Source organism: Thiobacillus denitrificans (assembly GCF_001530125.1).
In the GTDB taxonomy this organism is placed as follows: domain Bacteria; phylum Pseudomonadota; class Gammaproteobacteria; order Burkholderiales; family Thiobacillaceae; genus Thiobacillus; species Thiobacillus denitrificans_C.
Map to the genome: position 1 here is coordinate 60,878 of NZ_LDUG01000007.1, position 19,867 is coordinate 80,744.

Consider the following 19,867-nt stretch of genomic DNA (forward strand, 5'->3'; position numbering starts at 1 on the left):
ATGGACATGCAGACGCTTTATCTGATCGTGCCGCTGGCGCCGCTGTTCGGCGCGATCGTTGCGGGCTTTTTCGGCAAGCTGGTCGGCCGCACCGGCGCCCATGGCGTCACCATCGCCGGCGTGGCGGTGTCGCTGATCGCCTCGGTGCTGGTGTTTCAGGACGTGCTCGCCGGCCATACCTACAACGGCACGGTCTACACCTGGATGGTGCTGGGCGACCTTCGTTTCGAGGTCGGTTTCCTGATCGATGCGCTGACGGTCATGATGATGCTGGTCGTCACTTTCGTCTCGCTGATGGTGCACATCTACACCATCGGCTACATGAAGGATGACCCGGGATACCAGCGCTTCTTCAGCTACATCTCGCTGTTCACCTTCTCGATGCTGATGCTGGTGATGAGCAACAACTTCCTGCAGCTGTTCTTCGGCTGGGAAGCGGTCGGTCTGGTGTCCTATCTGCTGATCGGCTTCTGGTACAACAAGGAAACGGCGATCTACGCCAACCTGAAGGCCTTCCTGGTCAACCGCGTGGGCGACTTCGGCTTCATCCTCGGCATCGGCCTGGTGCTGGCGCATTTCGGCTCGCTCGATTACGCCACCGTGTTCGCCCTGGCGCCGTCGCTGGCCAGCGAGACCATCACCCTGTTGCCCGACACACCGTGGATGCTGATGACGGTCATCGGCATCCTCCTGTTCATCGGCGCGATGGGCAAGTCAGCGCAGTTTCCGCTGCACGTCTGGCTGCCCGATTCGATGGAAGGCCCGACGCCGATTTCCGCGCTGATCCACGCGGCGACGATGGTGACTGCCGGCATCTTCATGGTTGCACGTATGTCGCCGCTGTATGAGCTGTCCGACGTGGCGCTCTCCTTCATCATGGTGATCGGCGCGATCACTGCGCTGTTCATGGGCTTCCTCGGCATCGTGCAGAACGACATCAAGCGGGTGGTGGCGTATTCCACCCTGTCGCAGCTGGGCTACATGACGGTCGCGCTCGGCGCCTCGGCCTATTCGGTCGCGGTGTTCCACCTGATGACGCACGCCTTCTTCAAGGCGCTGCTGTTCCTTGCCGCAGGCAGCGTCATCATCGCCATGCACCACAACCAGGACATCCGCTACATGGGCGGCCTGAAGAAGTACATGCCGATTACCTGGGTCACCTCGCTGATCGGTTCGCTGGCGCTGATCGGCACGCCCTTCCTGTCGGGCTTCTATTCCAAGGAAAGCATCATCGAGGCGGTCAGGCTGTCGCACCTGCCGGTGGCCGACATCGCCTACTGGGCGGTGCTGATCGGCGTCTTCGTCACCGCCTTTTATTCCTTCCGCATGTATTTCCTGGTGTTCCACGGCAAGGAGCGCTTCCATCAGGGACATGCCCACGGCAACGAGCCCGACGCGCACCACGATGAGCACCATGGCGGCAAGCCGCATGAAACCCCATGGGTCATCACCGGGCCCTTGCTTGCGCTGGCGCTGCCTTCTCTGGCGATTGGCTACATGACGATCGAGTCCATGCTGTTCGGCGACTTTTTCGGCAGCGCAATTTACGTCGCCGATCGCCATCCGGTGATGCACGAGCTCAACCAGCATTTCCACGGCGCGGCGGCGATGGGGCTGCACGCGCTGGTGACGCTGCCGTTCTGGCTGGCGGTGGCGGGGGTGGCGCTAGCGGCGTTCTTCTATCTCAAGCGTCCGGATATCCCTGCAGCCATTGCGCAGCGCTTCAAGTTCCTGCATCAAATGCTGCTCAACAAATACTGGTTCGACGAACTCTACAGCTGGGTGTTCGCCAAGGGGGCGCGCGTGCTGGGCGGTAGCCTGTGGCGGCGTGGCGACCAAGGCATGATCGACGGCTTTTTCGTAAGCGGCACGGTACATCTGGTCGAACGCTTGTCCCGCTCGCTCAAAGCCTTCCAGTCCGGCTACATCTACCACTACGCGTTTGCCATGCTGATCGGGGTGTTTGCCCTGGTGACCTGGTTCGCGCGACTCAACTAAAGCCTACCCATGTTCGGACAGTCGATTCTCTCTCTCGTCATCTGGGTACCGATTCTGGCCGGGGTGGCCGTGCTCGCCACCGGCTCCGACCGCAATGCCGTACTTGCTCGCTGGATTGCCCTGGCGGGTGCGCTGCTGGGCCTGGTCGTCGCGGTACCGCTGGTCATCGGATTCGACACCGGCACGTCGGCGATGCAGTTCGTCGAAAAGGCGGCGTGGATTCCAGCGTTCAACATCCACTACCACCTCGGCGTCGACGGCATCTCGATGCCGCTGGTCCTGCTGAACAGCTTCATCACCGTGCTGGTGGTGATCGCCGGCTGGCAGGTGATCCAGGACAAGGTCGCGCAGTACATGGCGGCCTTCCTCATCATGTCCGGCCTCATCAACGGCGTGTTCGCCTCGCTCGATGGCATCCTGTTCTACGTCTTCTTCGAAGGCATGCTGATCCCGCTTTATCTGATTATCGGCGTGTGGGGCGGGCCGAAGCGCGTCTATGCCGCGTTCAAGTTCTTCCTCTACACCTTGCTCGGCTCGCTCCTGATGCTGGTGTCGATGATCTATCTCTACTTCCAGTCGGGCGGCAGCTTCGACATCCAGACCTGGCACACCACCACGCTCGGCATGACGGCGCAGACGCTGATGTTCTTCGCCTTCCTGTTGGCGTTCGGCGTCAAGGTGCCGATGTGGCCGGTGCACACCTGGCTGCCCGACGCCCACGTCGAGGCGCCCACCGGCGGCTCGGTGGTGCTGGCGGCGGTCACGCTGAAAGTCGGTGCCTACGGCTTCCTGCGCTTCATCCTGCCGATCCTGCCGGATGCCAGTGCGGAACACGCCTGGTTCGTCATCGCCCTGTCGCTGATCGCGGTCGCCTACATCGGCCTGGTGGCATTGGCGCAGTCCGACATGAAAAAACTCATCGCGTATTCGTCGATTGCGCACATGGGCTTCGTCACCCTCGGCTTCTTCATGTTCAACCCGCTCGGCGTCGAAGGCGGGCTGGTGCAAATGATCTCCCACGGCTTCGTCTCGGCGGCGCTGTTCCTCTGCATCGGCGTCATGTACGACCGTCTGCACTCGCGCCAGATCAAGGACTACGGCGGCCTGGTCAACAAGATGCCGCTGTTCGCCGCCTTCTTCATGCTGTTCGCCATGGCCAACGTGGGCCTGCCCGCTACCAGCGGCTTCGTCGGCGAGTTCATGGTCATCATGGCCGCCACCCAGGTCAATTTCTGGTATGCCTTCGTTGCGGCCACCACGCTGATCCTCGGCGCGTCCTACACGCTGTGGATGTACAAGCGCGTCGTGTTCGGCGAAGTCACCAACCCGCACGTTGAGGAATTGACCGACATCAACGCGCGCGAAATTCTGCTGCTCGGCGTCCTCGCCGTCCTCGTGCTGGCCATGGGCCTGTATCCCAAGCCGTTCACCGACGTCATGCACGTGTCGGTGGTCGACCTGTTGGCGCACGTCGCCCAAAGCAAACTGCCTTAAGGTTCCAAGATGAGCGACTTCCTCACTCAATTCACCCCCGCACTGCCCGAGATCTTCGTGCTGGCGATGGTCTCGCTGATCCTGGTGATCGACGCCGCCGTCGGCGACAGCAAGCGCTACATCGCCTACGTGCTGTCGCTCGCAACCTTGGCCGGCGCAGCTTTCCTCACCGTGCGCGATTTCTCCACCATGCCGGTGCTGGCGCTCGGCGGTCTGTTTATCGACGATCCGCTGTCGGACGTGCTGAAGCTGTTCCTCTACCTGACTGTCGCGATAGTGCTGGTGTATTCACGCGATTACCTGCGGCAGCGCGGGCTCTACAAGGGCGAATTCTTCGTGCTGGCGCTGTTTGCGCTCCTGGGCATGATGGTGATGGTGTCGGCCAGCCATTTTCTCACGCTGTATATGGGCCTCGAACTGCTGTCCTTGTCCTTGTACGCCATGGTCGCGCTGCAACGCGATTCCAGCGTGGCGACCGAGGCGGCGATGAAGTACTTCGTGCTGGGCGCGCTGGCATCCGGCATGTTGCTCTACGGCATGTCGATGGTCTACGGCGTCACCGGCTCGCTGGCGCTGGCCGACATGGCGCAGATCCTGGCCGACGGCACCGATCTGCGCATCCCGCTGGTGTTCGGCATCGTCTTCATCGTCGCCGGTCTCGCATTCAAGCTCGGCGCGGTGCCATTCCACATGTGGGTGCCCGACGTCTACCACGGCGCCCCAACCGCGATGACGCTGTTCATCGGCTCCGCCCCCAAGATTGCCGCCTTCGCCCTCGTTGTGCGCATCCTGGGGCAGGGACTGGAATCGCAGGTGGCCGAATGGCGCGATATGCTGGTGATCCTGGCGGTGCTGTCGATGGCGGTCGGCAACATCGCGGCCATCGCGCAAACCAACCTCAAACGCATGCTGGCCTATTCGACCATCTCGCACATGGGTTTTATGCTGCTGGGCATTCTGGCCGGCTCGCAGAACGGTTACGGCAGCGCGATGTTCTACGTGCTGGTGTATGCGCTGATGAGCCTAGGCGGTTTCGGCATGATCCTGCTGCTGTCGCGCGCCGGCTTCGAGGCCGATCAGCTTGACGACTTCAAGGGCCTCAACCGCCGCAGCCCGTGGCTGGCTTTCCTGATGCTGCTGCTGATGTTCTCGATGGCCGGCGTGCCGCCGACCGTCGGCTTCTACGCCAAGCTGGCGGTGCTGCAGGCCGTGGTCGAGATCGGTTATGTGTGGCTGGCGGTGGCTGCGGTGCTGTTCTCACTGGTGGGGGCTTTTTACTACCTGCGCATCGTCAAGCTGATGTATTTCGATGCCCCGCACGACACGTCACCGATTGTCACCAGCCCCGACACCCGTGTCATCATGTCGGCCAACGGCCTGGCCGTGCTGGCGCTCGGCATCCTGCCGCAGCCGCTGATGACGGTGTGCGTGTACGCTATTGGTGCGTCGTTCTGAACCAAACCCCGCCGGAGCAGGTCTGCTCCGGCATCATCTGTTTTTCGGATCCATCGTGAATTTCTCCACTACCCTGCTGCTGATTCTGGCGTTCATCGCCGCCAACCTGCCGTTCCTGTTCGGACGCATCTTCTTCGTCGTCAAACCCAAAACCGGCAGCAAGTCCTTCGCCTGGCGGCTGCTGGAACTGATCGTGCTGTTTTTTGTGGTCGGTGGCATCGGGCTGCTGCTGGAAGGCAAGCTTGGCGATATCCATAAACAGAACTGGGAGTTCTACGCGGTCAACGCATCGCTGTTCGTGGTGTTTGCCTATCCGGGGTTTGTTTACCGTTACTTGTGGCGGCGGCGCGGGGGTTAGGCGGCATGGACACCATGGAATTCAAACTGCGCGGAGAACACGTCGCACTCTGCGACCTGCTCAAACTCACCGGTATCGCCGGCAGCGGCGGGCAAGGCAAGCTCATGATCGCCAACGGCGAAGTCACCGTTGACGGCCGGCCCGAAAGCCGCAAGACAGCAAAAATTCGGGCCAATCAGACGGTGCAGTGTCTTGGGCAGACTGTTCGGGTTGTGGCGGACTAAGCTTTCAGGCCCAAAACGGCTGCGCTCAAAGAAAGCAGAAGAAGAAACGGCCGGAATCAAACTCTACCGCCAGCCGCGCCCCGCGGTTCTTCGCATAGTCCCACGAGCCCTTGGTGGCGCAGCCTACGTGGCATTCGCTCACCCCCGCCGGGGATTCGAGATCGCGTTCAAGGTCGTACCAGCTCAACAACATCGTGTCATCCCCCAGCTGCTGTTGGGCGATGGCCGTCGCCAATTTCAGTGCGGTATTGAAGTCGAGGCCGAGTTCGGCGCTCTCCAGATGCAGGGTTTTCATAGTGACGTATCGGTCAGAGCCTTCAATGCGCCTGCCTTCATAAATGCGCCTTCAGCGCATAGAGCATATCGAGCGCCGCCTTCGGTGTGAGCGTATCGGGGTCGAGTTCCCGCAGCTGGTCGAGCGCGGGGTGCGGTGGCGGCTCGTCGTTGGGCAGGTGGGCGGCGAACAGGTCGCCCTGCGGGCCGGGTTGCAGTTGCGCGTCCTCGAGTTCGCGCAGGTGGCGGCGCGCCGCGTGGATGACCGGAGTGGGCACGCCGGCCAGACGCGCGACCTGGATGCCGTAGCTTTGCGAGGCCGGGCCTTCTTCCACCGCATGCAGGAACACCAGGTCAGCGCCGTGTTCCTTGGCATCCAGGTGCACGTTGACGAGCTGGCGGAATTCCTGCGCCAGCTGGGTCAGCTCGAAATAGTGGGTGGCGAACAGGGTGAACGCGCGGGTCGCGGTAACCAGATGGCGCGCCACTGCCCACGCCAGCGCGAGGCCGTCGAAGGTCGAGGTGCCGCGGCCGATTTCGTCCAGCAGCACCAGACTATTCGCGCTGGCATTGTGCAGGATGTGCGCGGTCTCAGTCATCTCGACCATGAAGGTCGAACGGCCGCCGGCGAGGTCGTCGGACGCACCGATGCGGGTGAAAATCTGGTCGACGTCGCCGATCTTCGCCGCGCTGGCGGGCACCCACAGGCCGCAGCAGGCCAGGAGCGTGATCAGCGCCACCTGCCGCATGTAGGTTGACTTGCCGCCCATGTTGGGGCCGGTGATCAGCAGCATCTGGCGGCTGCGGGTCAGGCTGACGTCGTTGGCAATGAAGTGCGTCACCTGTGCCTCGACCACCGGATGGCGGCCGCCGCAGACGACAATGCCGGGTTCCTCGTCGTACTCGGGCGGGTTGAGCCTGAGCGTGCCCGCGCGCTCGGCCTGGCTCGCCAGCACGTCGGTCTCGGCCAGCGCGGCGGCAATCGCCAGCAGATCCTGAACATGCGGCGTCAGCGTGTCCAGCAGCGCATCGAACAGCGCTTTTTCACGTGCCAGCGCGCGGTCCCGCGCTGATAGCGCTTTGTCCTCGAAGGCTTTCAGTTCCGGCGTAATGTAGCGCTCGGCGTTTTTCAGCGTCTGGCGGCGGCGGTAATCGTCGGGGACGTTTTCCGATTGCGCGCGGCTGACCTCGATGTAGAAGCCGTGCACCTTGTTGTATTCGACCTTGAGGGTGCCGATGCCGGAGCGCGCGCGCTCGCGCGTTTCCAGTTCCAGTAAAAATGCGCCGGCGTCGCGCGTCAGCGCGCGCAACTCGTCTAGATCGGCATCATAGCCATCGGCAATTACCCCGCCTTCGCGCAGCACGCTGGCGGGCTCCGGCTGGATCGCACTTGCCAGCAGCTCATGCAGGTCGGGACGCGCGGCGAGCGCGGCCTGCAGGTCTGCCAGACGAGCGCGGTCGTCGGGCAGCGCCGCGGCAAGCCCGGGCAGCAGGGCGAGGGTGTCGCGCAGGCCTGAGAGGTCGCGCGGCCGCGCATTCTTCAGCGCGATGCGGCCGCTGATGCGCTCGACGTCAGCGCAGCTTTTCAGCAGCCGGTTGATCGCCGCCGCCGCGTCGGATGCCTCGGCCAGCACGCCGATGGCATCGCGCCGCCGGGTCAACACGGTTCGGTCGCGCAGCGGGTGGTGCAGCCAGTGGCGCAACAGACGCGTGCCCATGCCGGTGGCAGTGGTGTCGAGCACCGACAGCAGCGTCGGCGCCGCTTCGCCGCGCAGGGTCTCGGTGAGTTCCAGGTTGCGCCGGGTGGCGGCATCGAGCTGCACGAAATCGCTGTCGCGCTCGGCGTGGATGGCCTGGATGTGCGGCAGGGCGGTGCGTTGGGTGGTCTGGATGTAGTCGAGCAGGGCGCCCGCGGCGGCAATTGCCAGCGGCAGGTCGGCCACGCCGAAACCGGCGAGGTCGCGGCTGCCGAATTGCTGCGCCAGCCGGGTCTGCGCGCCGCCCGGGTCGAACTGCCATGGTGCCAGTCGGCGTACCGCGCAAGGGGCACCGTCGAAAGCAAAGTCATCGGGTGCCAGGACTTCCGCTGGCCGCACTCGCGCCAGCAGGGCGGGCAGGGTTGCTGTATTGACTTGGGTGACCTGAAAGCGCCCGGCGGCGAGGTTGAGCCATGCGACGCCGACCGTTTCGTTTCCCGGCGCTGTATTAACCATGCCGGGGGCGATGGCCAGAATCAGCGTGTCGCGCGTCTCGTCCAGCAGGCCGGAATCGGTCAGCGTGCCGGGCGTGACGATGCGCGCCACCTGCCGATCGACCGGGCCTTTGGACGTTGCAGGATCGCCCACCTGCTCGGCAATCACCACCGACTCGCCCAGCTTCAGCAGCCGCGCCAGATACTGCTCGGCGCTGTGGTAGGGCACCCCGGCCATCTTGATCGGGCTGCCGGCGGAGGCGCCGCGCGTGGTGAGCGTGATGTTCAGGAGCCGCGCGGCCTTTTCGGCGTCCTCGAAAAACAGCTCGTAAAAATCGCCCATGCGGTAGAACAGCAGCATGTCGGGATGCTGCGCCTTGATGCCCAGGTACTGCTGCATCATGGGCGTGTGCGTATATAAGTCTTCTTTACCCATAAAAATCAATTATTTATATTATTTTATTATTTTTATTGGGGCAAATTTGGGGCAATTTGAACGAGTTTTTTCATGCCCTGCCAGATGCGCCCCAGCTCTCTGGGGGACTCCGAATCTATCCAGCGGCCGTAGACCTTCACGAGCATCGAGTAGTCACTGTGTCCCATCTGGTTGGCGATGAAGGCCAGGTTGCCGCGTGCGGTGAGGTTCCAGCAGGCATAAGTGTGGCGGGTCTGGTAAGGCGGGCGGTGCCGGACCTCGGCGCGCCGGGTCAGGTTGCTCCACTTCATGTCAACCGATGGCCAGCTTGACCGACTTGCCGACGCGACTGAGCATTTCCACCAGCGTGTCGATGGTGAACTTGGCCGTCTTCTTGTTTACCACGTCGGACACGCGCGGGCGCGAGACCATCAGGATCTCGGCGGCCTCGGCTTGCTTCAGGTGATGCTCGGTAATCCAGGTGGACAGCTCGTCCATCAGCTGCTGCTTCAGCAACTGGGTGTCGTTGATCTGCTTGCGAGAGGCTGCCTGTAAGCGCTTGGCCTCAGCAGGCGCGAAGCCAAGCTCCAGGAAGAGGTTCGCTCCCGGCTTCGTCACATGGCGGATTTCGGTGTCGATCGTCATTTCTGTGCCTTTCTCGCGTTGACCACGGCGCGGTAGCGCGCCTCGGCAATGCCCTTGTCCTGCTTACTGGCCGCCTGCGTCTTCTTCTGGAAGCAGTGCAAGACATACACGGCTTCCTCAAACTTGGCGATGTACATCACCCGATAGATGCCGCTGGTTTCCCGAATGCGGATTTCCTTGGTGCCGGCCCCGACATCATCGAATGGCTTCCAGTCGTCCGGGTCCAACCCAACTTGCACTTTGCCCAACTGAAAACCGGCATAGCGGCGTGGTTCGTCCGGGAATGCCAACAAGTCGTCATAGGCGGAACCTAACCAGCGAATCTCTTTTTCGTCACTCATTATTCCACCATGTATAAAATATTATACGCACTAAGGACGCAAGTCAAACTCTTCAGGAGGGGTACGCATTGGATTAGTGCTCCGGCAATCGCGCCGTCCATCGCATGTCGTCACAGTCCAGCGCAGTGCCGCGTAGTCCTCTTGAAAACTACGCTCGCACACGACAGGCTATGCCCCAGTATTCGACCTGATTTCGTGGGGCAAATTTGGGGCAATTTGAGCGCCAAACCATGCCCATCTATGCCAATTCGACCTTCGTGAGGCGATGGTCGTCCTCGGCCTAACCTGTTGCTGCAAAAGGGGAAAGTCGATTTCTGGCAGCGCATTGAGTCAGTGTCCCAACACAATGGGCGTGTGGGCAGTGGGCTCCTTGGCGATGGACATGGACGGAAGCGCGTCGGGATCAGACCTTCAGTTCGGGCGGCAGGTGCGGGGCGATGATCTGCAGCATCTGCGCAAAGATTTTCGGGGTGGCGGCAACGATGTTGCCGGACTCCAGAAAGCCTTCGTCACCCATGAAGTTGCCGACCAGCGCGCCGGATTCCTGCGCGATCAGGCTGCCGGCGGCGAGATCCCAGGGTTGCAGGTGCATTTCCCAGAAGCCGTCATAGCGGCCGCAGGCCACGTAGCACAAGTCGAGTGCGGCCGAACCGGGGCGGCGCAGGCCGGAGGTGGCGAGCATCATGTCGCGGAACATGTTGAGGTAGGCATCGACGAATCTGAAATCGCGGAAGGGGAAGCCGGTGCCGATCAGGCATTCGCTTAACTTGGCGCGCTTGCTGGCGCGGATGCGGCGGTCGTTGAGCATGGCGCCGCGGCCGCGGCTGGCGGTAAAGAGTTCGTTGCGCGCGGGGTCGTACACCACGGCCTGGGTGATCTGGCCCTTGTGCTTCAACGCGATCGAGATTGAATACTGCTGCAGGCCGTGCAGAAAGTTGGTGGTGCCGTCGAGCGGATCGATGATCCACTGGTAGTCTTCGCCGTTCTTGGCGTCGGCCGTGCCAGACTCCTCTGCTAAAATCCCATGGTTTGGATAGGCGTCGAGCAGGGTTTCGATGATGGCGCGCTCGGCCATCTGGTCGACCTCGGTCACGTAATCCCGGTCCTGCTTGCTGCGCACGGTGAGTTGGTCGAGGTCGAGCGAGGCGCGATTGATGATCGCCCCGGCTTTGCGGGCAGCTTTCACCGCCGTATTGAGCATGGGATGCATGATGTCTGGCAATAGATTCAAAGAACGAACATATATTTTACTTGATGTATCGAGTCCGTATGGTTCATAAATTCACGTGCCCTCGCTGGTCTTTTGTTTCGTATGGAAACTTTGCTCAGTCGGGCGTATGAATAACTACGCCACTCCATCCCCCAATTCCCCTACAAAGCAAAATCCTGCGCGATCATCACGTGAATTTATGAACCATACGGACTCAGCCGACCCGAAACTTCTCGCCAATATTCGCATCGTGCTGACCCGCACCAGCCACCCCGGCAATATCGGCGCGGCGGCGCGGGCGATGAAGACGATGGGGCTGTCGCAGCTATATCTCGTCGCCCCCGCCGTTTTTCCCAATAGCCAGGCCGATGCAATGGCCGCGAGCGCGGGCGACGTGTTGGCGCAGGCACGCGTTTGTGCCACGCTGGCCGAGGCGTTGGCCGACACCACGCTGGCGCTGGGCGTGTCGGCGCGCCGGCGCGACATCGTGGCCGAGGTGCTGACCCCGCCCATAGCGGCCATTCGCCTGCTGACCGAGGCGCAGGCCGCCCCGGTGGCGCTGGTGTTCGGCAACGAAACCAGCGGCATGTCGAACGAGGAACTGGGGCTGTGCCAGAGGCTGGTGACGATAGCCGCCAACCCGGACTACAGCTCGCTCAATCTGGCGGCGGCAGTGCAGGTGTTGAGCTATGAAATCCGCCAGGCCTGGCTGGGTCATGCGAGCACGCCGCAGCCTGAAATGGACGCGGCGACGGGGGACGAACTGGAGCGGTTTTACGGCCACCTGGAAACCGCGCTGGCCGAGTTGGAGTTTCTCAACCCCGGCTCGCCCAGCAAACTGATGCTGAAACTGCGGCGGCTGTTTGCGCGCACCCGGCTGGCGAAGGAGGAGGTGAATATCCTGCGCGGGATACTGACCGCGGCGCAGGGCGCGAAGCGTGCAGCGCTATCGGCACGGAACCCCGATGCGAAATAGTTGACTAAATTACTCGGAAATAGCATCCTCAGCGCATGAACCTCTTCAGCCAACTCAAGGAAGACATCGCCGTCGTGTTCGACCGCGACCCGGCGGCGCGCACGACCTTCGAGGTCGTCACCACCTACCCCGGCTTTCATGCCATGGTCATCCACCGGTTGGCGAACAAGCTGTGGCGCATGCAATGGAAGTGGCTGGCGCGCTTCACCTCGCACATCGGGCGCTGGCTCACCGGCATCGAAATCCACCCCGGCGCCACCATTGGCCGCCGGGTGTTCATCGACCACGGCATGGGCGTGGTGGTGGGTGAAACCGCCGAGATCGGCGACGACTGCACGCTGTATCACGGCGTCACCCTCGGTGGCACCTCGTGGAACAAGGGCAAGCGCCATCCCACCCTGATGCCCGGCGTGGTGGTGGGGGCGGGGGCCAAGATTCTCGGCCCGATCACCATCGGCGCCAATGCCCGCGTCGGCTCCAACGCCGTGGTGGTGAAGGACGTGCCGGATAATGCGACGGCGGTCGGCATTCCCGCCCGTATTCTCGACAGCGCAGCCGAAAAGCAGCGCAATCAGCAGGCGGAAAAGCTCGGGTTCTCGGCCTATGCCATATCGGCCGACATGAACGACCCGGTGGTCCAGGCGATCCACGGCCTGGTCGATCATTCGGCCCACGTCGACCACCGGCTGGAGCTGATTCTGGCGCAGTTGCAGAAGCTGGGCGTGGAAATTCCGATCGGGCAGGACCAGCCCGACGATTTCGACCCAAACTATCTGAACAAAATAGTTGACTAAATTGCTAAGGTAAGCAATAGTTGACTGAAATGCTCGGGAATTTTATAGTTCGAGCGAAATTTCAGGAGAACAAGTCATGAGATTGACCACCAAAGGCCGCTTCGCCGTCACCGCCATGCTGGATCTGGCGCTGCGCGGCGGCAAGAATCCGGTGACACTGGCCGGCATCAGCGAGCGCCAGGACATATCCCTGTCGTATCTGGAGCAGCTGTTCAGCCGTCTGCGCCGGCACGAACTGGTCGAGAGTGTACGCGGCCCCGGTGGCGGTTATTATCTCGCCCGGCCGCTCGGCGACGTCAGCGTGGCCGACATTATCCGCGCCGTGGACGAGCCCATCGATTCGACCCAGTGCGGCGGCAAGGAAAACTGCCAGGACGAGCACCGCTGCATGACCCACGACCTGTGGATGGGCCTGAATGCCCATATATATGACTACCTCGACAACGTGACGCTGGCGACCCTGGTGGCCAAGCAGGACGAATGCAAGGAAAAGGTGATGCAGGATCGCCGTGCGTTGAAGGTGACGCCGCTGGCGGCCTGACTCCGGAATGGGCTATCTCAGATTCAGCTATTAAGGGCAACACGATGAAAACACTGTATTTCGATTATTCCGCCACCACTCCCGTCGATCCCCGTGTGGCGGCCAAGATGATTCCCTATCTGACCGAGCATTTCGGTAATCCCGCTTCGCGCTCCCATCCGTTTGGCTGGGAAGCTGAAGCGGCAGTGGAGGACGCGCGCGCTCAAGTGGCCGCGCTAGTCGGTGCGAACCCCAAGGAGATTGTTTTCACCTCGGGTGCCACCGAATCGAACAACCTCGCCATCAAGGGTGCAGGCCACTTCTACTCGGGCACCAAGGGCAAGCACATCATCACCGTGCGCACCGAGCACAAGGCCGTGCTCGATACCGTGCGCGAAATGGAGCGCCAGGGCTTCGAGGCGACGTATATCAACGTCAAGGAAAACGGCCTGATCGATCTGGACGTGTTCCGCGCGGCGATCCGCCCCGACACCGTGTTGGCTTCGGTGATGCTGGTCAATAACGAAATCGGCGTAATTCAGGACATTGAAGCGATCGGCAATATCTGTCGTGAAAAAGGCATTATTTTTCACGTTGATGCGGCGCAAGCGACCGGCAAGATGCCGATCGACCTGACCAAACTGCCGGTCGATCTGATGTCGTTCTCGGCACACAAGACCTATGGCCCCAAGGGCATTGGCGCACTGTACGTCCGCCGCAAGCCGCGCGTGCGTCTGGAAGCGCAAATGCACGGCGGCGGTCACGAACGCGGCATGCGTTCGGGCACCCTGGCCACTCACCAGATCGTCGGCATGGGGGAAGCCTTCCGTATTGCCCGGGAAGAAATGGCGACCGAAAACGAGCGCATCCGTATGCTGCGCGACCGCCTTTACAACGGCCTCAAGGACATCGAGGAAGTGCACCTGAACGGCGACATGGAGCAGCGTGTTCCGCATAACCTTAACGTCAGCTTCAACTTTGTCGAAGGCGAATCACTGGTCATGGCGATCAAGGAACTGGCGGTATCAAGCGGTTCTGCCTGCACCTCGGCCAGCCTGGAACCCTCTTATGTACTGCGCTCGCTCGGCCGCAGCGACGAACTGGCACACAGCTCGATCCGCTTCTCGATCGGTCGATTCACCACTGAAGAAGAAGTTGATTATGCAATCAAACTGTTACATGAAAAGATTGGCAAACTACGCGAACTTTCCCCGCTGTGGGAGATGTTCAAGGAAGGCGTCGATCTGAACACCGTGCAGTGGGCTGCACATTGATTTAAATCAAGGAGAACAAACATGGCTTACAGCGATAAAGTACTCGACCATTACGAAAACCCCCGCAACGTCGGTTCCTTCACCAAGGACGACGATGGCGTCGGCACTGGCATGGTGGGCGCGCCCGCCTGCGGCGACGTGATGAAGTTGCAGATCAAGGTCGGCAAGGATGGCCTGATAGAGGATGCCAAGTTCAAGACCTACGGCTGCGGCTCGGCGATTGCATCAAGCTCGCTGGTGACCGAATGGGTCAAGGGCAAGACCCTCGACCAGGCGATGGAAATCAAGAACACCGCGATTGCCGAAGAGCTCGCGCTGCCGCCGGTAAAGATCCATTGCTCGATCCTGGCCGAGGACGCGATCAAGGCTGCGGTCGCCGACTACAAGCAGAAAAAGGGTATGGAGTAAGTCATGGCGGTGACCCTGTCCGAGCGCGCAGCGCAACACGTTTCCAACTACCTGGCCAAACGCGGCAAGGGTGTCGGCATCCGTCTCGGCGTGCGCACCACCGGCTGCTCCGGCATGGCCTACAAGCTGGAGTTTGCCGACGAGGCGCCGCAGGACGACGAGGTGTTCACCAGCCACGGTGTCACCGTGTTCGTCGACCCGAAAAGCCTGCCTTATATCGACGGCACCGAACTCGACTACGCCCGTGAAGGCCTGAACGAAGGCTTCAAGTTCAATAACCCGAACGTGAAGAACGAGTGCGGCTGTGGCGAGTCGTTCAACATTTGATAGTAGGGGTCAGGATTCAGGGGCCAGGGGTCAGGGTTTCTTGTGCGGCCTCTGGCCGCATTTTAAATAAAGCGCAGCACAAAGCCCCCTGAATCCTGATCCCTGAATCCTGACCCCTAAATGGACTTTTCCCAAACCCACTTCGAACTCTTCGGTCTGCCGCAATCGTATGCGCTGGATCGCGACAAGCTCGACACGGCCTACCGCGAGCTGCAGAACACGGTGCACCCCGACCGTTTCGCCGCGCAGCCGGAGGCGGAACAGCGGGTGGCGATGCAGTGGGCGACGCAGGTCAACGAGGCGTATCAGACGCTTAAGCATGCGGTGAACCGCGGCGTGTATCTGTTGAAACTGCAGGGCATCGACGCGTTCGACGCCAGCAACACCAAAATGGCGCCGGCGTTCCTGATGCAGCAGATGGAATGGCGCGAGGCAGTCGAGGATGCGCGCGCGGCGAAAAATGCAGCGGCGCTGGATGCCTTGTCCGATGATCTGCGCGCGGCACATCGCCGAATCGAGGCGCAACTGGCCGAACTGATCGACGCCGCACACGATTTTGCGGCGGCCTCAGAAGCCGTGCGCCAGCTGCGATTCATGGACAAACTCATCGCCGAAGTAGGCGACGTCTACGAAGAACTGGAAAGTTAATGGCCTTGCTGCAAATTGCCGAACCTGGCATAACCACCGCCCCGCACCAGCATCGGCTGGCAGTCGGGATCGATCTGGGCACGACCAATTCGCTGGTGGCCACGGTGCGCTCCGGCCTGGCCGTGGTGCTGGACGACGAAGCCGGGCATTCGCTGCTGCCGTCGGTGGTGCGCTACTGTGCCAGCGGCGACGTGGAGGTGGGCTACGCCGCCCAGGCTGCGCAAAACAGCGATCCCCACAACGCCATCGCGTCGGTGAAGCGCTTCATGGGCCGCGGCATTGCCGACATCGACGACGTCGCCAGCCTGCCGTATCACTTCGTCGATGCGCCCGGCATGGTGCAGCTGAAAACCGCCGCCGGGGTGAAAAGCCCGGTCGAGGTCTCGGCCGAAATCCTCAAGGTGCTGCGCCAGCGCGCCGAAGCTTCCATGGGCGGCGAACTCGTCGGTGCGGTGATCACGGTGCCGGCGTATTTCGACGACGCCCAGCGCCAGGCCACCAAGGACGCCGCGCAACTGGCCGGCCTCAACGTGCTGCGCCTGCTGAACGAACCGACTGCCGCGGCCATCGCCTATGGCCTCGACAATGCGTCCGAAGGCATCTATGCGGTGTATGACCTCGGCGGCGGCACCTTCGATATCTCCATTCTGAAGCTATCCAAGGGCGTGTTCGAGGTGTTGTCCACCAATGGCGACTCGGCGCTGGGCGGCGACGACTTCGACCAGCGCATCTTCTGCTGGATGCTCGAGCAGGGCCGATTTGCGCCGCTGTCGGCGGGCGACATGCGGATGCTGCTGACCAAGGCGCGCGACGCCAAGGAAGCCCTGACCGAACACACCGAAGTGCGCGTTACCGCCGTACTGTCGACCGGCGAAATGATGGACGCGACGCTGACCCAGGCCGCGTTCAATGCCATGACCACCGGCCTTGTCAACAAGACACTGGCACCCACCCGCAAGGCGCTGCGCGATGCCGGCTTGAGTGTGGACGAGGTCAAGGGCGTGGTGATGGTCGGCGGCTCCACCCGCATGCCGTGCATCCGCCACGCCGTGGCCGGGCTCTTCAAGCAGACGCCGCTCACCAACCTCGACCCCGACAAGGTCGTCGCGCTCGGTGCCGCCATGCAGGCCGATGTGCTGGCGGGCAATCGCGCCGGCGACGACTGGCTGCTGCTCGATGTCATCCCGCTGTCGCTTGGCCTCGAAACCATGGGCGGGCTGACCGAGAAAGTCATTCCGCGCAACACCACCATTCCCACCGCGCGCGCGCAGGAGTTCACCACCTTCAAGGACGGCCAGACCGCGATGAGCGTGCACGTGCTGCAGGGCGAGCGTGAACTGGCGTCCGACTGCCGCTCGCTGGCGCGCTTCGAACTGCGCGGTATCCCGCCGATGGTGGCGGGCGCGGCGCGCATCCGCGTCACCTTCCAGGTCGACGCCGACGGCCTGTTGTCGGTGTCGGCGCGCGAGCAGAGCAGCGGCGTCGAGGCCAGCGTGCAGGTCAAGCCGTCGTATGGCCTGGCCGACGACGACATCACCCGCATGCTGAAGGACGCCTTCACGTATGCCAAGGGCGACATGTTTGCGCGTGCGCTGAACGAGCAGATCGTCGACGCGCAGGGCCTGATCGCCGCCACCCGCGCGGCGATGGCCGAAGACGCTGCGCTGCTTGATGCGGCCGAAACCGTGGCGATCGAAGCCAGCATCGCTGCCCTTGAAAACCTGTTGGCCGGCACCGACCATAAGGCCATCAAGCGCGGCATCGAGGCGCTGAATGCGGCCACCACCGAATTTGCCCAGCGTCGCATGGATCAGAACGTGCGCCGCGCGATGGCCGGGCAGAAACTGGAAATCTTTGGTTAAGCGCATGCTGAACGATGAATTCATCGAATCCCTGCGGGTCAAGCTCGAAGTGCACCCGATCTACGCGGCCGTGTCCACGCTGGACGACCTGCGCGTGTTCATGCAGCACCACGTCTATTCGGTGTGGGACTTCATGTCGCTGATCAAGTACCTGCAGAATGAAGTCGCTCCCGCGCGCTGGCCATGGACGCCGGGCGGTGACGCCTCGGTGCAGCGCTTCATCAACGAACTGGTGCTGGAAGAGGAAACCGATATCGCCTTGCCGGGACACGAAGGGCACACCAGCCATTTCATGCTGTATCTCGCCGCCATGCGCGAAATCGACGCTGATGCCGACACGCCCGAGCGATTCGTGCAGCACGTGGCAGAACAGGGGATCGACGCTGCGCTCGCCTCGGGTCTCGCGCCCGCGCCATCGGCTGCGTTTACCCGCACTACCTTTGGTTTTCTTGCCAGCGGCAAGCCGCACACCGTCGCCGCCGCGCTGGCGCTGGGGCGCGAGCACGTCATCCCGTCGATGTTCCGCGCCTTCCTGTCGCGCATGGCGGTGACCGAAGCGCAGGCGCCCAGCTTCCACTACTACCTCAACCGCCACGTCCACCTGGACGAGGATTTCCACGCGCCGCTGTCGCTGCGCCTGCTCGCCGCCCTGTGCGGCGAAGATGCCGATAAATGGCGCGAGGCCGAAGCCGCAGCCGAAGCCGCGGTCAACGCTCGCTTACAATTCTGGGACGGTGTGCTGAAAGCATTGCCCAGCCAACACGCCCAGGCCGCCTGACTTACTGAACTAACTCAAACCTATGCCCCAACTCATCGTACTGCCCCACGTCGAACTCTGCCCCGAAGGCGCCGTCATCGAAGCCAAGCCGGGCGACACCATTTGCGACACCCTGCTCGCCAATGGCGTCGAGATCGAGCACGCCTGCGAGAAATCCTGCGCCTGCACCACCTGCCACGTCATCGTGCGCGAAGGCTTCAATACGCTGGAAGCGTCCACCGAAGAAGAGGATGATCTGCTCGACAAGGCCTGGGGGCTGGAACCGCAGTCGCGGTTGTCGTGCCAGGCGCGCGTCAACGGTGAAGACCTGGTGATCGAAATCCCCAAGTACACCATCAACATGGTCAAGGAAGGGCATTGAAATGAAGTGGACGGATTCCCTCGATATCGCCATCGAACTCACCGAAGCGCACCCCGAAATCGACCCCCGCAGCATCCGCTTCACCGACCTGCATCGCTGGGTCATGGAATTGCCGGATTTCGACGATAACCCCGAGCACTCCGGCGAGAAAATCCTCGAAGCGATCCAGATGGCGTGGATCGACGAAGTCAGCTAAGGGCCCGTCCAGATTTAACCTGAACAGTTATTAGCAATGGCGTAGTTCCATTCGCCGTGGAATGGCGCCTTGGTTAGGTTAACCATTTCCAGTTCATCGTCGCTTACACGAATGCCTTTTGGGTAGAGGTTGGTGTCCAATAGGGATCACGCTGCGCAACGGATCGCTCCGGGAAGATGGCCTCCAGATATTCCATGATGACCAGGCTTTCCTTGATGATGTGCCCGTCAGCAGTCTCCAGGACAGGCAGCGCAGTCGTCCCGCGTGTCTTCTCCAGCAGCCAGGCGGGTCGTGGTTGCGTGATATCGATCACCTGAAAACGCACGTCGTTTTGCCGGCCCTTCAGCGATAGCAGGATTTCCAGTCGCTGACAGAAAGGGCATACGGGGATGTGGTAGATCGTCAGCTTGGTCATGGTTTTGATATGGCGGCAAGGGAAGGGTGCTTCGGCGCGTTAGCGAAGGTTACGGCCGGATTGAAACGGGTGTTGGGCGCAGCATCAGTGTGACTGATCTCTTCGCCAAGACTGCGCCCAAACTCAATGCCAAGCGCCCCGGTCGGGTCACCGTCCGGTTGCATCGCTTCCCGGAGAAAGGCAGCCATTTCCGACATCACTCCATTCTGGTGCCCAACTGGTGCCCAACCCATAGATGCCCCCCACTCGCGTAACCGATGAAGCGGGCGTGCGGGATATGCTCCGCGCTATACCGGGCGACGTCGAAAGTTCCAAACAGATTGTCAGCCAGGCTGACGATCAGCGCCAAACGGCTGTTGGAGTAATGAGCGCCAACCGGCGCCAGGCTGTGAAATGGAAAGCCGAGGTCGTGCACTGGGCCGCAGCCGCGGCGGCGTGCTGCGGGTCAAATTGCGTGGGAGAGCGGCGGGAAGGCGACTTCTGACCTGACGTCCGGCCGGATAGGGCTTGTTTCCTCCAGCAGCCGTCGGCCAAAAGGCATGCGGCGCTGGTCGATGAACAGGCTGCTGCCGTCGACGCGTTTGGCCATGTGTTTGGCTTCGGAGGCGGCGCGCGCCACTTCCTGATATTGATGGAAATGGGTGGGGTCCACCAGCACCGCGCCGATGGAGAGTGTCACCAATGCGTGAAATGCCATCGCACCG

At 61.9% G+C, this 19,867-nt stretch carries 24 protein-coding genes and 2 pseudogenes; 16 read left to right on the forward strand and 10 right to left on the reverse strand.

Annotated elements, in window-relative coordinates:
- The 5 genes from nuoL to ABW22_RS02345 are packed head-to-tail and all read left to right on the forward strand — an operon-like array spanning window position 1 to window position 5,529.
- Window positions 1-1,998 carry an NADH-quinone oxidoreductase subunit L gene (nuoL, locus tag ABW22_RS02325; protein WP_419184913.1) on the forward strand — a complete coding sequence of 666 codons (1,998 nt, stop codon included), beginning with the start codon at window positions 1-3 and terminating at the stop codon, window positions 1,996-1,998.
- Window positions 1,999-2,007: 9 nt separating this feature from the next.
- The gene (locus ABW22_RS02330) at window positions 2,008-3,492 is read left to right on the forward strand and encodes an NADH-quinone oxidoreductase subunit M (protein WP_059751612.1); all 1,485 of its coding nucleotides are present in this window, start codon (window positions 2,008-2,010) and stop codon (window positions 3,490-3,492) included.
- Between the two features lie 9 nt (window positions 3,493-3,501).
- Window positions 3,502-4,947 (forward strand): NADH-quinone oxidoreductase subunit NuoN, encoded by a 1,446-nt coding sequence (gene nuoN, locus ABW22_RS02335; RefSeq protein WP_059751614.1) that lies wholly within the window; start codon window positions 3,502-3,504, stop codon window positions 4,945-4,947.
- Between the two features lie 55 nt (window positions 4,948-5,002).
- Complete coding sequence (locus ABW22_RS02340) at window positions 5,003-5,305, forward strand: DUF2818 family protein (protein ID WP_059751615.1); 303 nt, start codon at window positions 5,003-5,005, stop codon at window positions 5,303-5,305.
- Window positions 5,306-5,310: 5 nt separating this feature from the next.
- The gene (locus ABW22_RS02345) at window positions 5,311-5,529 is read left to right on the forward strand and encodes an RNA-binding S4 domain-containing protein (protein WP_193393271.1); all 219 of its coding nucleotides are present in this window, start codon (window positions 5,311-5,313) and stop codon (window positions 5,527-5,529) included.
- 25 nt (window positions 5,530-5,554) lie between these two features.
- Here ABW22_RS02345 and ABW22_RS02350 read toward each other — a convergent pair whose 3' ends face one another.
- The 6 genes from ABW22_RS02350 to ABW22_RS02375 all read right to left on the reverse strand — a co-directional run bounded on the left by ABW22_RS02350 (window position 5,555) and on the right by ABW22_RS02375 (window position 10,604).
- Window positions 5,555-5,824, reverse strand: a complete 270-nt coding sequence (locus ABW22_RS02350; RefSeq protein WP_059751617.1) for an AF1514 family protein — start codon at window positions 5,822-5,824, stop codon at window positions 5,555-5,557.
- A 37-nt stretch (window positions 5,825-5,861) separates the two neighbouring features.
- Complete coding sequence (mutS, locus tag ABW22_RS02355; RefSeq protein WP_059751619.1) at window positions 5,862-8,429, reverse strand: DNA mismatch repair protein MutS; 2,568 nt, start codon at window positions 8,427-8,429, stop codon at window positions 5,862-5,864.
- Between the two features lie 32 nt (window positions 8,430-8,461).
- The gene (locus ABW22_RS02360) at window positions 8,462-8,719 is read right to left on the reverse strand and encodes a hypothetical protein (protein WP_059751621.1); all 258 of its coding nucleotides are present in this window, start codon (window positions 8,717-8,719) and stop codon (window positions 8,462-8,464) included.
- A gap of 1 nt (window position 8,720) precedes the next feature.
- A complete protein-coding gene (locus ABW22_RS02365; RefSeq protein ID WP_059751622.1) occupies window positions 8,721-9,053 on the reverse strand; it encodes a helix-turn-helix domain-containing protein in 333 nt (110 codons plus the stop codon).
- The gene (locus ABW22_RS02370) at window positions 9,050-9,394 is read right to left on the reverse strand and encodes a type II toxin-antitoxin system RelE/ParE family toxin (protein ID WP_059751624.1); all 345 of its coding nucleotides are present in this window, start codon (window positions 9,392-9,394) and stop codon (window positions 9,050-9,052) included. The genes ABW22_RS02365 and ABW22_RS02370 overlap by 4 nt, the downstream gene beginning before the upstream one ends.
- Before the next feature lie 403 nt (window positions 9,395-9,797).
- Window positions 9,798-10,604: an inositol monophosphatase family protein gene (locus tag ABW22_RS02375; RefSeq protein ID WP_059751625.1), complete on the reverse strand. Its 807-nt coding sequence runs from the start codon at window positions 10,602-10,604 to the stop codon at window positions 9,798-9,800.
- A gap of 199 nt (window positions 10,605-10,803) precedes the next feature.
- Here ABW22_RS02375 and ABW22_RS02380 point away from each other — a divergent pair, with 199 nt between their 5' ends.
- The 11 genes from ABW22_RS02380 (at window position 10,804) to iscX (ending at window position 18,748) form a co-directional block, all read left to right on the forward strand.
- Complete coding sequence (locus ABW22_RS02380) at window positions 10,804-11,580, forward strand: RNA methyltransferase (RefSeq protein WP_059751627.1); 777 nt, start codon at window positions 10,804-10,806, stop codon at window positions 11,578-11,580.
- A gap of 35 nt (window positions 11,581-11,615) precedes the next feature.
- Window positions 11,616-12,374 (forward strand): serine O-acetyltransferase, encoded by a 759-nt coding sequence (cysE, locus tag ABW22_RS02385; protein WP_059751629.1) that lies wholly within the window; start codon window positions 11,616-11,618, stop codon window positions 12,372-12,374.
- A 76-nt stretch (window positions 12,375-12,450) separates the two neighbouring features.
- Complete coding sequence (iscR, locus tag ABW22_RS02390; RefSeq protein WP_059751630.1) at window positions 12,451-12,915, forward strand: Fe-S cluster assembly transcriptional regulator IscR; 465 nt, start codon at window positions 12,451-12,453, stop codon at window positions 12,913-12,915.
- Window positions 12,916-12,959: 44 nt separating this feature from the next.
- Complete coding sequence (locus ABW22_RS02395; RefSeq protein WP_059751632.1) at window positions 12,960-14,168, forward strand: IscS subfamily cysteine desulfurase; 1,209 nt, start codon at window positions 12,960-12,962, stop codon at window positions 14,166-14,168.
- 21 nt (window positions 14,169-14,189) lie between these two features.
- Window positions 14,190-14,576 (forward strand): Fe-S cluster assembly scaffold IscU, encoded by a 387-nt coding sequence (gene iscU, locus ABW22_RS02400; protein ID WP_059751634.1) that lies wholly within the window; start codon window positions 14,190-14,192, stop codon window positions 14,574-14,576.
- 3 nt (window positions 14,577-14,579) lie between these two features.
- Window positions 14,580-14,903: an iron-sulfur cluster assembly protein IscA gene (iscA, locus tag ABW22_RS02405; RefSeq protein ID WP_059751636.1), complete on the forward strand. Its 324-nt coding sequence runs from the start codon at window positions 14,580-14,582 to the stop codon at window positions 14,901-14,903.
- 120 nt (window positions 14,904-15,023) lie between these two features.
- Window positions 15,024-15,551 carry a Fe-S protein assembly co-chaperone HscB gene (gene hscB / locus ABW22_RS02410; protein WP_059751637.1) on the forward strand — a complete coding sequence of 176 codons (528 nt, stop codon included), beginning with the start codon at window positions 15,024-15,026 and terminating at the stop codon, window positions 15,549-15,551.
- Window positions 15,551-17,413: a Fe-S protein assembly chaperone HscA gene (gene hscA / locus ABW22_RS02415; protein ID WP_059751639.1), complete on the forward strand. Its 1,863-nt coding sequence runs from the start codon at window positions 15,551-15,553 to the stop codon at window positions 17,411-17,413. Before hscB ends, hscA begins: the two co-directional genes overlap by 1 nt.
- A 4-nt stretch (window positions 17,414-17,417) precedes the next feature.
- A complete protein-coding gene (locus tag ABW22_RS02420; RefSeq protein WP_059751640.1) occupies window positions 17,418-18,191 on the forward strand; it encodes a DUF3050 domain-containing protein in 774 nt (257 codons plus the stop codon).
- A 22-nt stretch (window positions 18,192-18,213) separates the two neighbouring features.
- Entirely contained in the window at window positions 18,214-18,552 is a 339-nt protein-coding gene (gene fdx, locus ABW22_RS02425; protein ID WP_059751642.1) for an ISC system 2Fe-2S type ferredoxin, read from the forward strand.
- Window positions 18,548-18,748, forward strand: a complete 201-nt coding sequence (iscX, locus tag ABW22_RS02430) for a Fe-S cluster assembly protein IscX (RefSeq protein ID WP_202813895.1) — start codon at window positions 18,548-18,550, stop codon at window positions 18,746-18,748. Before fdx ends, iscX begins: the two co-directional genes overlap by 5 nt.
- A gap of 14 nt (window positions 18,749-18,762) precedes the next feature.
- Here iscX and ABW22_RS17140 read toward each other — a convergent pair.
- From ABW22_RS17140 to ABW22_RS02445, 4 genes and pseudogenes are all read right to left on the reverse strand, one after another.
- A pseudogene (locus ABW22_RS17140) lies at window positions 18,763-18,888 on the reverse strand (ISAzo13-like element transposase-related protein); the annotation flags it as partial.
- The gene (locus tag ABW22_RS02435; RefSeq protein WP_082708380.1) at window positions 18,852-19,163 is read right to left on the reverse strand and encodes a glutathione S-transferase N-terminal domain-containing protein; all 312 of its coding nucleotides are present in this window, start codon (window positions 19,161-19,163) and stop codon (window positions 18,852-18,854) included. The pseudogene ABW22_RS17140 and the gene ABW22_RS02435, both read right to left, overlap by 37 nt.
- Window positions 19,160-19,351 (reverse strand): hypothetical protein, encoded by a 192-nt coding sequence (locus tag ABW22_RS02440; protein WP_157648514.1) that lies wholly within the window; start codon window positions 19,349-19,351, stop codon window positions 19,160-19,162. Before ABW22_RS02440 ends, ABW22_RS02435 begins: the two co-directional genes overlap by 4 nt.
- A gap of 257 nt (window positions 19,352-19,608) precedes the next feature.
- Window positions 19,609-19,867 (reverse strand): annotated as a pseudogene (locus ABW22_RS02445) (hypothetical protein); the annotation flags it as partial.